We start from the raw sequence: 11,443 nt of genomic DNA, 5'->3' as shown, positions 1-11,443 counted from the left end.
TTTTGCTTGTCACGTGCTTACGGGGGCCGTTTCTCCACCCCGGGCCCCGCTTCTGTTTTCCCTTCCACTCGTCGCCGGCGTCCTCTCACGATCCGGCTTGAACGGGTTCGAAAATGCCTTCCGCCCGGGGCGGGACCGGCGGTACCATCCGGCGTACGCGCAGGGGGTGTTGGCCCGGGGGGGCCGGTTCACTCGGTTCTCGAGTCCGCGGCGCACCGCGCCGATCTCTTCCTGTGACGTCTTGATCCCGGGGAGGGACTCACTTGGCTCGCTATGCGCGTGGCCGTATCGCTCTGACCTCTTTCGCCGTCCTCGCCACGGCTCTCGGTGTCGTGCCCGGCGCGCAGGCGGCCCCAGTGGCCCCAGCCGCTGCCGCGGCCGCCGACCCCGTACCGACTACCGGGCGGGGTATCGAACTCTCCGGCGGTCTGCTGCACACCGTCGAGCAGGCACCCACCGGCAGGCCGTACATCACACAGCGGCAGGTCACCGCCGACGCGTCGGAGGTGGGCGCGCCGGCGTACATGAGCTACGTGGGCGAATACGCCGACGGGAGCCACCTCAAGGCCGTGCCGTGCGACGCGGGTTCCTGCATCCGCCTGAAGGGCGCGGGCAACGGCCGCTACGGCGTGGTGGCCGTCGACGGGTGGGGCAAGGAGACCCTCCAGGTCTGGATCACCAAGAACTCGCTCCACATCGACGACGTCACGTCGGGCTCCGTGGAGCTGGTGGACCTGACCGGTTCCTACTACGTCATGAACGCGGGGTCACCCGCCACGCAGTACGTGGACGGGTGGCTCACCTACCGCAGCAGCAACGTCCGGATGACCCGCTCCGCCACCGCGGCCGGCGTCTGGGGCACCCGGCTCTGGACCGCGAGCTCGGCGACCGGTGCGCTGACCGCGCTCGACATCGTCCAGAAGAAGGTCGTCGAGACGGTCGCCACGGGTGCCCCCTGCGTCATCAAGGAAGTACGGGCGGTCGGCCGTTGGGTCTACTGGAACTGCGGCCCGTCAGGCGCCGCCGGGGTCTGGGACCGCACGGCGGGGAAGTCGGTCGCCGTGCCGTCGGGACCGGCGCTCGTCGGTGACGGCTACCTCGTCCGGCACGACAGGACCGCCGGAAAGCTGATGCTCAGCGACTTCCACACCGGAGCGGTCGCCCCGCCCCGCCCCGTCGCCGACCTGCCCGCCGGAAACACCGCCGACCAGCGTGGACTCACCTGGGCTGTCGACAAGTTCGGCGGCGACATCGCGTATCTGGACGCCGGCCACGCGGCCCACGTCGTACCGAGTGGCGTGCCCACCCAGCCGCTGGAGAAGATCTCGGCGGATCAGGACGACGCCTATCTGGACCTCAAGGACAGCAGCGGAGGGCAGGTCTGGTCGAGCGCCTGGCAGCTCAGTAAGCCCGCGACCTGGACGTTCACGGTCAAGGACGGTTCCGGGCAGCCAGTCAGGACGATGAAGGGCGGCGGCGGCACCGAGGCCGACCTCGTCTGGGACGGACGCACCGACACGGGCGCGTACACCTACAGCGGCACGCACACCTGGAGCCTCACCGCCACGGCGCGCGAGGGCTCCGGCACGTACACCGTGAAGGGCACCATCGGTGTCTCGGGTGGCCGTCAGGGCTTCCACGACCAGGCGTACCACAGTTACGGAGACCTCCTCACCTTCAACTCCAACGGCACGCTGACCCAGCACTTCGGGCAGCAGGGCGGCGTCTTCTCCGGGAAGTCCTCCGGCGCCGGATGGCCGGCCGGGAGTGTCGCGATCCCGTTCGCGGACACGGGCAGCGACCGCTGTGCCGAACTGCTGGTGCGGATGCCGGCCGGGGAGCTGCGCCGCTACTCGGGCCGCTGCGGCGGGGCGTACACCCCGTCCAGCAGCCACGCCTCGCTTGGCACGGGCTGGCAGCAGTACGACGTGATGACGTCGACCGGAGACCTCAACGGGGACGCCAGGCCGGACCTGGTCACCCGCCAGAAGTCGACCGGGGACGTCTACTTCCACGCCGGTGCCGCGGGCGGGAAGTTCGCCGCACGGGTGAGGATCGGCAGCGCCCTGGGCAAGTACGCGCGGATGACAGGCGTCGGGGACATCACCGGTGACGGCAGGGCCGATCTGCTGGCCCACGACCGCAACGGCGGACTGTGGCGCTACGACGGCCTGGGCACCGGCCGGTTCGCAGGCCGGGCGCTGGTCGCCTCGGACTGGGGACGCTCGTACAACGTCGTGGTCGGCGTCGGCGACATCACGGGCGACGGAAGGCCGGACCTGGTCGAGCGGGACACGAGCGGCCGGCTCTTCCGTAACAACGGCAACGGCAAGGGTGCGTTCAGCAGCCGTACGCAGATCGCCACGGGCTGGCACGTCTACAAGGGGATCTTCTGATCTGGCCGGTACGGACGGAGACACGACGACGGCCGGCCCACCGGCAGGCCGGCAGGGGCGGGCGCCCGAGGCATCCGCCGGCTCCTGCAACGCCGGCCACAACGGCGGGTTCAAGGCCCCGGGGAAGCTGGCCTCGATACGCTGGCTGAAGTGGGCCCGCATCAGCTGACCACCCGGCAGCCCGTTCACCTGCGCACGAACCCGGCACGCCGACCCGTCCGCCCGGCCCGCGTACCAGCGGGAACCGGGCGCGACGGGCCCGTCACCGGATACCGGATCGGCTGCCGGGCCCGGGCGGGCTATGCTCGGGGGTGATCCGCGAGGGCCGTTAGCTCAATTGGTCAGAGCAGCGGACTTTTAATCCGTTGGTTGTGGGTTCGAGTCCCACACGGCCTACGCCTCAGCCCCAGGTCAGAGCTACTTTCTGATCTGGGGCTGACTCATGTTCGAGGCCATTTCGGGCTGTTGCTCCAGCGATGCTCAATCGAACCGCAAACGATCACGACATGACGGAGCCCCGACCGCTCGTTCAGTCGGGGCTCCGGATGCCCGCTCGTAACCGGATCGGCGTCGGCTGCGGGCGGGAGTCGGTGGCTACAGTGCGGGCGCGCGTTCCTCGTCCTGGCGGCGGTGCGCGACGATCGCGCCCGCGATGTGGTTGGCCCGGTCCCGGTCGTACTCAGGGGCCGCCGGTTCGGTGACCGCGGTCCACTCCCGCACGAGGCCGGCACAGTGCACGCATCCGGGGTATGGGCGGGGCACGGCCAGCAGTGGCGTGCTCATGACCTGGCCCCGCGCGGGCGTGAGTGCGGGTGGCGGCGGATCTCGATGTTGCAGTCGGACACCTGGGTCATGTCGCCGAGGCGTCGTGCCTCGGTGCGCTGCCTGTCGAGTGCCATGCAGACCGTGCACGCCGGGTTCGGTTTCGGGTCGGCCAGTTCCAGGGGGTCCGTCAGCTGGACTGCCTCGGTAAGGTCTTGCATGACAGTCGCCTCCACGCGATCGTCCGCACCCCCGGGCCGTGCCATCGGTCGCGGGGGGTCACTGTGAGGTCCACCATAGACGGAGAGAGATAGGCGCGATAGGCGCGATAGGCGTACCTATCAAACCTGTCTCGCTTAGCCACCCCCGTGCACCTAGCGTCACGCTCATGGACTGGCAGCCCGATATCCCCAGGTGGCGGCAGGTGTATGCCCTGCTGGAGGAGCGCATCGACAGCGGCGTGTACCCGCCCGGAACACGCCTGCCCTCCGCACTGGACTTGCAGGCGGAGACTGGGGTCAGTCCGGTGACGGCGCGCCGAGTCCTCCAGGAGCTGCGTGCGGCAGGTCTGGCGTACATGGAGCCAGGCATCGGCACCTTCGTTGCCCGACTGCCCGAGTCAGACGCCTGACCTGCGTTTTCACGGACGTCCGTGAAAACCCCGGACGCACGAAAGCGCCCCCCGCTCGGCCGGTGATGGCCGAGCAGGGGGCGTGGTGGTTCAGCGTCCAGTCTTCTCGTACAGCGTGAGGCCGAGAGCCCCGAGGCTGGCCAGGACAGCCAGTGAGGGCAGCGGCCAGCGAGACCGCTCCAGTGCGCCGATCCGGGCGTCGTGCTCGGCGAGCTGCTTGTCGGTCTGCTCGCTGCGCTGCACCAGGAGAGCGAGACTGCCATCCGTTTTCGTAAACCCGACGTCGACTGACCTCCGGATCTCCGCCAGTTCCAAGGCCACGGTCGCCGATTCCGGCGGCGTCACCACCTACACCCCTCGCGCGAGAGAGGCCGAGTTCGTGACGTCCCGCCACCGGGCCGCCAACCCCTTCAGCAGGGCTCCGCCGGCAGCGGCCCCGGCCACGGCGGCGTTATGCCACATGGTCAGGTCGAACGGGGCGGTGAGCACCAGCGCGCCCACGAACGCCTCCAGGCCGGTGGAGACGACCCGCTCGGCCAGGTCCCGGCTGTACGTCTTCGCGGTCTTCACGACGGTCTGCGTCGAGGGCAGGGGGAAGTCGGTCATGAGGATTCCTTCTCCAGCGCGGTGACGCGCTTCTCCAGAGCGGTGATTCGCTCATCGGCTGTAGGGGGCTTCGGGGTCGGGGGCTTGGTCGGCGGCTTCGGTGCGGACGGTGACCAGCTGGCCGCGTGCTTCAGGCGCTCGCGGACGCTCGCGCGGATGCCGTCCATCCCGCCGGAGATTCCGCGCGGGTCGACCTTCCCCGGCTGCCACTCGGCGTGGCCGATGACGGACGTGTCACCGTCCTTGCCCCAGCCATGAGCGCGGACCAGGGCAGCCGACGCACGGACGATCGCCTCACGCTGAACGGCCGGCCACGGGTCCTTGCCGTCGCCGAGGTTGACGCACTCGAACCCGTAGAAGCGGGCGTTGCCGTCGGTGTTCGCCTCGTTGTCCGCGGGGAGCGCCTTCTCCGCAATGACCGCGGCAAGTACGTCGTCATCACCCAGCCCGGCGTGGTTCGTCCGGCCGTAGCCGACCAGGTGGACGGTGCCGTCCTTCGCGATAACGCCGTGGCACAGGGGCCCGGGGAGGGTGCTGTGCCCATCGCGGCAGAGCTTGACGGTGGACGTGGTGCCCTTGGTCACGGTGTGATGGATCATCACCCCGTGGACCGGGCCCCACGCCCCCTTGCTGTTCCGGTTGTGGGTGCGCCAGCCGCTCGTCTCGACGACTTTCACGCCTTCGGCGCGCAGGGCCGCGATGAACGCGGCAGCGGACAGTGGTGCGGCCATGTACGTCTCCAGACATGGAAGAAGCCCCGGCCGAAGCGGCGCGGGGCTCGTGTGGGCGTGCGGGTCAGGTGCCGGGAATCTCGTAGTACCGGCGGGGGTAGTCCTCGGGGCTCACCGTGCCCTCGTGCCGGCCGTCGTAGCGGAGCACCCACCAGCCCTGCGGAATGCGGGTGGTGAAAATTGTGCCGTCGCTGTTGACGGTGAGCTGTAGGGAGCCGTCCTCGGTGACCCCGGCGAACTCGGCGTTGCCGAGCCAGTCGCCGACCTCGGGCCCGTTGGTGCCGGTGTACTGCATGGATTCGTAGCGCTGAACGATGACGGGCATCAGACCACCTCGTAAATGGTGACGGTGAAATCGGTGTAGCCGGTGCAGGCGATGCCGGGAGCGCCGGTTATGGAGCTCAGCCCGCAGCGCAGGTCCAGGGTGTGGGTGCCCGCAGTTGCCAGCGTTCCTCGCCAGCCCTTGCCTGCCATGTCGTAGTCGCCGGTATCGGACCCTGACGTGCCCTCGGCCCAGCGGGCCTCACCGGACTGCTGGACGCCATCGACGAACAGGGCGCCCTTGGTGTAGACGCCCGCCACGGCCGCCGTGACGTCGAAACTGAAATTGGCCTGGACGGTGTAGGTCGCGCCCGGTGCCGTGGTGGTGAGCGTGATGGAGCAGCCCTCCACGGCCGTGAACGTGGTCGTGGTGATGGTGGTGGGGACCCCGGCTTGGGCGTAGTAGGGGCGGGGCTGCATGCGGCTGAGCTGCCCGGCCTTCACGATCTGGCCCGCCAGAATGGGCATGCGTACCTCCTCAGAGCGCGGCGCGCATCGGGTGGGTGAGAGACAGCGGAGTGCCGGCCGTGTGTGCCTTGACGATGCCGTTGACGGACCGGACGACGGTCATCGTCTGCGGCGACGTGGTCGACACCGACGCATCGGGGACCAGGCGGACCGCCCACCAGTACGAGATATCCGCAGCCGTGGGGGTGAGGCCCTGCCGGCCGCGCACACGGGACCGAGAGGCCAGTGCCGGGGCCGTCGCGGTCAGCGTGATGTACGTCCACACACCCGCCGGTGCGGCGACGGCGACTGATGGGGAGGTAGAGATCAGGACGTCAGCCGCCGTGTACCAGTCGGTGACGATCCTCATGTCCGCCCAGCCCAGCGGCGAGTACACCCAGCCGGACATCGTGTACGAGGCTCCCGGTGTGATGGTGCCGACCGCGCTGTGCGGCTCGGCGTTCAGGCCGACTGCGGACGCTCCTCCGGCCGGCGTCAGGAGGATCGACCCCGTGGCGCCGCGGGCGGTGTTCACGATCGTGGTGGAGTAGGCGAGAGACGCAGACGCCGGGAGCCACCCCGTGGTGTCACCGGTCAGCAGCAGAGGATTCGGGTTGATCACCTGCCCGGCCGCGACCACGGTCACGACCTCTCCGCCCACGGTGAGGTCGAACGGGTACTCCATCGGGTCGGTTACCCATGCCGGGCCGGCAGTGGATGCCACCGACAGGGTGGTGGCCGCAGTTGTTACGGCGGCCACGAGTTGCGACCCGTCCGTGTCCGCGCGTCCGACCACCGGGTCGTCGGCCACGCCTACGGTCCAGGGCTGGCCGGGTACGCAGTTGAATGTGAGGGTCCAGGCATCCGCTCCGATCTCCTCGGTGTAGCCGCGGATGATCAGATCGACGGGTCCGGGCCCGTGGTCGGCTGGCAGGTCCGTGAGGCGTATCAGGTCGCCGATGTCGGCCCGGTAGATGTCGCTGATCATCGCGTAGACGCGCGCGTTGGCGAGGTTCAGCGTGATTTTGGTGTAGCGCAGGCCGTCGACCGTGCCGGTGTGCATGCGCCATTGGGCGTGTTCGTCGGTCTGGTGATCTGCCTCCAAAGAGAGTTTGTAGTCGACGTCGTAGCGGCCGATCCCGTCCGGAGGGTCCTGCACCGACATGCGGCCGGTCTCCAGAACCGCCCGTGCTGTCGTTCCGCCGTCCCGCGTGACAGAGACGTCGTTCTCCGACAGCTTGTCGTCGTCCAGAGGCTTGAACGGGGCGCTGATCACCCCGTCCGTGTAGCGCAGGGTGATGACGGGCACCTGGTTGTAGAGCGTGACGCGGGCCCGGTAGGCCAGCTCCCGCGCGTCCCGCCGCTCGATCAGGTACCCCAAGTCAGCTTTGGCGATGGTCGACAAGCTGTCGAGGTACTTCTCCGGGCGCTGGATTCCCAGCCGTGTCTGGTACGCGTCCTCGCCCGAGACAGAGATCGCGACACCGTTCTCCGTGGAGAGCCGCTGCATCCGCGCCCCTGCGGTCTCTCCTGGAAACCCCATGACGGCCTGGTACACGGCGCTGGCCGAGGGCCCGGTGTTGCTCCAGCACGTGAGGTACCCCAACGAAAGGTCGCCGGCCTCGGGGGCATCCAGGTCCCACAGGTACTCGATGCGTCCCAGCGCCTGGCCGGCGAGGGCCTCGACCCCAGCAGCGCGGAGAGCGCCATCGATGTACAGGTTCCAGGCGGTTGAGCCGCCGCTGACGGTTGTGCTGAACCGGATGTGGTGTGGCCTGCTGTCGAAAATCCCGGGATCGGCGACGGTGTCGAGGAAGGCGGTGCTGGAGCTGTCGGCGGCCACGGTCTCGCGGAAGATCAGAATCTGGTTCGGCACCGCCTGGGTGTAGACGCGCCAGATGGTGCGGTTGTTGGACTCGGTGCCCCGGCCTCGGTCGTGGACCTCGATGACCTCTGAGAGACCGGCGCCCGACCGCACGTGGTCGACGGACCACGTCGCGGTGCCGACGCTGCCGGGCGTGGCGGTCAGGATGCCGTTCTTCTGGTCGGGGAACTGCAGGACCGGCTCGATCCAGTCGGCGACCGACCCCTGGCCCCACAACGGGGGCGACTGCTTACCCGCGGCGATGACCGGAGGGGACCCGCGCAGGGCGGCGCCCCGTGTGGCCTGCTGCCCATCGGTGAGCGGCCAGCACTCCAGCGCGTTGCTGCCGAGCATGTACCGGCGGATGGCCGAGTCGAGCGGGCGGTTCCCCGCGCCGAGGCGGCGCATGATCCCGGCCGGGGTGATGGAGACCGTCCGGTCATTGCCGGACAGGTCACGCGAGGGCGGCCAGGCCGGGACCTCGCCCTCCATCCGGGTATGGAGGTTGGACAGTGATGCGCCGCCCGTCGTGGTCCACGTCAGGCCGGTGGTGTCCGTGGCCGTGCTGGCACCGGCCGAGGCCGTGTCAAAGACCATGTTGACCTTGAGGGCGGCCCCGTCGCGCAGTTGCAGGCCGTAGACCTTGCCCGCCAGTGAGTACATGGCTGTGCCCGCGGGCAGGGTCTGGAGCCACACGCTGTCGCCGAGCTCCAGCGGTGCGATCCCGTCGAAAACAGACGTGGTCCCGGCGGTCACGACAGGGGCCCCGAGCTGCTCCCAGCCGTATCCGTGCCGGGCGGTGTAGAACGTCACCGTGTTGCCAGCCGCGCCGTTGTCGATGTCGAGAACGGCGCGCACGGTGAGCCGCGGTGCGTGCCAGTCCGGGACGGGTACCGGCACGGTGGAAGCCACCCATTTCCGGGCGGCGATCGTGCCGTTCGACGACCAGACCAGCAACAGTTTGCCGGTGCCCTCCAGCATCAGGCCCCAGCTACGGTCCTCGGCGACCGTGTGGTAGCGGGCGGCGAACAGCTGCGGGCGGCGCCAGTCGTTCAGGACGACGTCGACTCGCACATCCAGGTCCCCAGCGACGCCGAGCGCCGCATGGTCGGGTGTGACCAATGCGTCGCCCGCTGCACCGGGGAGGTCCACCCACGGGGGGCCGGCCTGCACTCCAAACCGCCAGGGAGTGTTGCGGCCGACCTCCCCGTACAGCCGACAGTTCGGGTCCCGGGGGCTGTAGTCCCCCGAGCGGTTGTCGAGCAGCGCGGTAGCCGTACCGGGGTCGCTGCGGGCCCCCTCGGCCGACACGCCCCGCGTGATCGTGACGGGCGTCGACTCCCGCATGTCGCCGCTGATGTTGGTCCACTGGCCGCCGTAGTAGAGCTCGGTGACCCGGGGTGGGGGCAGGCTCGGCATGGGTCATCCCTCCGCGAATTGCACGACGTCGCCGCCGCCCTTGGTCCTGACGACGTTCCGGAAGAACTCGGTGAACTCGGAGTCCGCTCCGACGAGTTCGAGGACCAGGCGCTGGTCGCGGGGCTGGCCTCCGGTGCTCCGGACAGACCCGGCCACCGATCGCAGCATGCCGTCCAGCTTGGACAGCGGCAGGACAGCTTCCTGCTCACTGCCCTCGCCGATCATCGCCACGGTCGGGCCCGTGGTCACACCGCCCTCTGCGAGGTAGGGGATGTCCGGGGTGGACAGGGTCACCGACGGGATGTCGACGCCCATGATCGACCCGCCGCCGAGCGTCAGCTGGAAGTTGTTCCACTTCCAGATCAGGTAGTTCACGACGTTGATGAACCCGTACTTCAGCGAGTCCCACATGCCCGACGCGGCGCGCGCGATCCGGCCCGGCAGCCCTGCGACGTAGCCGACCAGGTCACCCAGCCAGCCAGCGACTTGACCGGGGACGCGCGAGAGATTGCCGATGTAGCGCATGACGGTGTCGATGCCGGCCGACGTCTTGTCCGAGATCCAGGCCCATCCGTCGTCCCACTTGCCTGTGATCCAGTCCAGGACGTCGGTGATCTTGCCGCCAATCCAGTCGAGCCCTTCACCGATCTTGGTCGCCATCCAGTCCCAGGCGCGCTCTGTCGCGGCGGCGATCTCGTCCCAGTACACGACGATCAGGACGATGATCGCGATCAGGGCGATGATCGCGGCGATGATCCACGTACCGGGGAAGGCCCAGAGCGCGGTGTTCCACGCCCATTGGGCGACTACGGCGATACCGATGGCGAGGGCCAGGCCGAGCAGGATCGGGACCAGCACCTTGATCAGGCCGGGGTGTTCCTTCATTAGGCCGGCCACGATCGTGAGGGCGGGGGCGAGCAGCTCACCGATCGTGGTGGCCATCGTCCGCATGATGCTGTCGACGGCCTGCGAGGCGGCCATGCTGTCCGTGACGTTCTTCGCAGCACCTGCCGTGTCGTCCAGACCGGTCGCGGCTGCCGCACCGGCGGCGTTGAGGTTGAGCAGGCTGTTGCCCATGTCCTCGCCGGGGCCGCCGAACAGCGCGGCCTGCAGTTCGGTCCGCTTGGTCTGGTCTTCCACGTCCTTCAGGGCCTTGGTCACCTGGTCAAAAGCCTGGGTGCCCTTGCCCTCGTTCATGAGCTTCTGGAGATCCTTGACGTTCAGGCCCAGCTCCTGGAGCGGCTTCTCCACCTTCGCGGTGTCGGCCATCAGGAGCGTGAATTCCTTGACCGCGTCGCCGAGCTTGTCGATCTGGAACGTAGGGTCCTGGGCGGCCTGGGCGAGCACGCCCATCATGTCCGGTCCGGTGAAGCCCAGTTGGTCGAAGAACTCTCCGTACTCGCTGATCATCGCCGGGATCTCCTCGCGGAGCTTCGGGGGGAGCTTCTGCGCGGCGGCGGTCAGCAGATCGAACGCCTCCAGGCCGTCCTTGGCCATGCCGGTCTTGATGAGCGTTCCCACGGCCTGGGTGGACTCGCCGACGTCGAACTCGAATGTGTCGGCCAGGGCCAGGGCGGACCGGGTCATCTGGTCGAGCTCGGCATCGGTGGCCTTGCCCAGACCGCCGATGTTCTGGGTGACAGCGCCCAGGGCGTCGCTGACGGTGCCGATGGAGTCGCCGAAACCGGCGCTGAACACCTCGCCCGCGACACCGCCGGCCCGCTCGGCCTCGGCCTCGGTGAGCCCGAGCTGATTGGCCAGTTTCGTGTTGGCCGCGCTGGCGTCCATGGCGTTGGCCAGGCCCATCGCGAACAGGCCGCCGATCGCGGCACCGGCCGCCGCGGCCTGGATACCGCCGAGGGAGGATTCGACCTCGTCGGCGGCGCCCTGCGCTCCGCCGGTGAGATCATCTGTGTTGATGCCGATCTCGACCATGAGCTCTTCGAGCGTCACCCGTTGCCCCCTTCTGTGAGGTCAGTGCCGCGCAGCCGCCGGTTCATGGCCTTGACCGTGGTGAGCATCTGCGTCCAGTCCGATGCCTCGGCCGCGCCCTGGTCCCACTTCGGGATGAAGTCCTTGGGCTCTTTCGCCGACTGGCCCTTGCCGCGGGCAGTGTTCGCCACGGTCGCGGTGAGAATCGCGAACTGGACGTCCTGACGCTCGGGGCCCAGGGGGCCGTTGATCTGCTCGTAAGCCATCCACTCCGTGAGCTCGGCCGAGTCCATGTCGGCGAGCATGTGACGGACCGAGCGAGCCCCGAGATGGG

Annotated in this window: 12 protein-coding genes and 1 tRNA gene; 3 read left to right on the top strand and 10 right to left on the bottom strand. The window is 69.0% G+C overall.

Features of this window, described 5'->3' with window-relative positions; genetic code table 11:
- The first annotated feature begins 263 nt into the window (after positions 1–263).
- A complete protein-coding gene (locus ACFWSK_RS27395; protein ID WP_383791462.1) occupies positions 264–2,396 on the top strand; it encodes an FG-GAP repeat domain-containing protein in 2,133 nt (710 codons plus the stop codon).
- A 322-nt stretch (positions 2,397–2,718) separates the two neighbouring features.
- A tRNA-Lys gene (locus ACFWSK_RS27390) sits at positions 2,719–2,792 on the top strand.
- A gap of 198 nt (positions 2,793–2,990) precedes the next feature.
- Here ACFWSK_RS27390 and ACFWSK_RS27385 read toward each other — a convergent pair.
- A complete protein-coding gene (locus tag ACFWSK_RS27385) occupies positions 2,991–3,179 on the bottom strand; it encodes a hypothetical protein (protein ID WP_383791459.1) in 189 nt (62 codons plus the stop codon).
- Positions 3,176–3,379: a hypothetical protein gene (locus ACFWSK_RS27380; RefSeq protein ID WP_383791457.1), complete on the bottom strand. Its 204-nt coding sequence runs from the start codon at positions 3,377–3,379 to the stop codon at positions 3,176–3,178. The genes ACFWSK_RS27385 and ACFWSK_RS27380 overlap by 4 nt, the downstream gene beginning before the upstream one ends.
- 167 nt (positions 3,380–3,546) lie before the next feature.
- Between ACFWSK_RS27380 and ACFWSK_RS27375 the strand changes: the two genes are divergently transcribed.
- Positions 3,547–3,789, top strand: coding sequence for a winged helix-turn-helix domain-containing protein (locus ACFWSK_RS27375; RefSeq protein ID WP_383791454.1), 243 nt, complete (start codon positions 3,547–3,549; stop codon positions 3,787–3,789).
- Between the two features lie 90 nt (positions 3,790–3,879).
- Here the strand turns inward: ACFWSK_RS27375 and ACFWSK_RS27370 are convergent, their stop codons facing one another.
- From ACFWSK_RS27370 to ACFWSK_RS27335, 8 genes are all read right to left on the bottom strand, one after another.
- Positions 3,880–4,032: a hypothetical protein gene (locus ACFWSK_RS27370; protein WP_383791452.1), complete on the bottom strand. Its 153-nt coding sequence runs from the start codon at positions 4,030–4,032 to the stop codon at positions 3,880–3,882.
- Between the two features lie 105 nt (positions 4,033–4,137).
- Positions 4,138–4,395 (bottom strand): hypothetical protein, encoded by a 258-nt coding sequence (locus ACFWSK_RS27365; RefSeq protein WP_383791449.1) that lies wholly within the window; start codon positions 4,393–4,395, stop codon positions 4,138–4,140.
- Positions 4,392–5,126, bottom strand: coding sequence for an N-acetylmuramoyl-L-alanine amidase (locus ACFWSK_RS27360; RefSeq protein WP_383791446.1), 735 nt, complete (start codon positions 5,124–5,126; stop codon positions 4,392–4,394). Before ACFWSK_RS27360 ends, ACFWSK_RS27365 begins: the two co-directional genes overlap by 4 nt.
- A 64-nt stretch (positions 5,127–5,190) precedes the next feature.
- Complete coding sequence (locus tag ACFWSK_RS27355; RefSeq protein WP_383791443.1) at positions 5,191–5,451, bottom strand: hypothetical protein; 261 nt, start codon at positions 5,449–5,451, stop codon at positions 5,191–5,193.
- A complete protein-coding gene (locus ACFWSK_RS27350) occupies positions 5,451–5,915 on the bottom strand; it encodes a hypothetical protein (protein WP_383791440.1) in 465 nt (154 codons plus the stop codon). Before ACFWSK_RS27350 ends, ACFWSK_RS27355 begins: the two co-directional genes overlap by 1 nt.
- A 10-nt stretch (positions 5,916–5,925) precedes the next feature.
- Complete coding sequence (locus tag ACFWSK_RS27345) at positions 5,926–9,177, bottom strand: hypothetical protein (protein WP_383791437.1); 3,252 nt, start codon at positions 9,175–9,177, stop codon at positions 5,926–5,928.
- A 3-nt stretch (positions 9,178–9,180) separates the two neighbouring features.
- A complete protein-coding gene (locus ACFWSK_RS27340) occupies positions 9,181–11,130 on the bottom strand; it encodes a phage tail tape measure protein (RefSeq protein WP_383791434.1) in 1,950 nt (649 codons plus the stop codon).
- Positions 11,127–11,402: a hypothetical protein gene (locus ACFWSK_RS27335; protein ID WP_383791431.1), complete on the bottom strand. Its 276-nt coding sequence runs from the start codon at positions 11,400–11,402 to the stop codon at positions 11,127–11,129. Before ACFWSK_RS27335 ends, ACFWSK_RS27340 begins: the two co-directional genes overlap by 4 nt.
- Positions 11,403–11,443 lie beyond the last annotated feature (41 nt).

Origin of the sequence: Streptomyces sp. NPDC058620 (genome assembly GCF_042717135.1) — a bacterium.
Lineage (GTDB): Bacteria > Actinomycetota > Actinomycetes > Streptomycetales > Streptomycetaceae > Streptomyces.
This window is presented reverse-complemented; position numbering and strand designations above follow the sequence as displayed.

What these genes read in the sequence shown, in the direction of transcription:
- ACFWSK_RS27385 (WP_383791459.1), bottom strand. Translation starts at nt 3,179, where the DNA reads ATGAGCACGCCACTGCTGGCCGTGCCCCGCCCATACCCCGGATGCGTG.
- ACFWSK_RS27380 (WP_383791457.1), bottom strand. Translation starts at nt 3,379, where the DNA reads ATGCAAGACCTTACCGAGGCAGTCCAGCTGACGGACCCCCTGGAACTG.
- ACFWSK_RS27375 (WP_383791454.1), top strand. Translation starts at nt 3,547, where the DNA reads ATGGACTGGCAGCCCGATATCCCCAGGTGGCGGCAGGTGTATGCCCTG.
- ACFWSK_RS27365 (WP_383791449.1), bottom strand. Translation starts at nt 4,395, where the DNA reads ATGACCGACTTCCCCCTGCCCTCGACGCAGACCGTCGTGAAGACCGCG.
- ACFWSK_RS27360 (WP_383791446.1), bottom strand. Translation starts at nt 5,126, where the DNA reads ATGGCCGCACCACTGTCCGCTGCCGCGTTCATCGCGGCCCTGCGCGCC.
- ACFWSK_RS27355 (WP_383791443.1), bottom strand. Translation starts at nt 5,451, where the DNA reads ATGCCCGTCATCGTTCAGCGCTACGAATCCATGCAGTACACCGGCACC.
- ACFWSK_RS27350 (WP_383791440.1), bottom strand. Translation starts at nt 5,915, where the DNA reads ATGCCCATTCTGGCGGGCCAGATCGTGAAGGCCGGGCAGCTCAGCCGC.
- ACFWSK_RS27345 (WP_383791437.1), bottom strand. Translation starts at nt 9,177, where the DNA reads ATGCCGAGCCTGCCCCCACCCCGGGTCACCGAGCTCTACTACGGCGGC.
- ACFWSK_RS27335 (WP_383791431.1), bottom strand. Translation starts at nt 11,402, where the DNA reads ATGGACTCGGCCGAGCTCACGGAGTGGATGGCTTACGAGCAGATCAAC.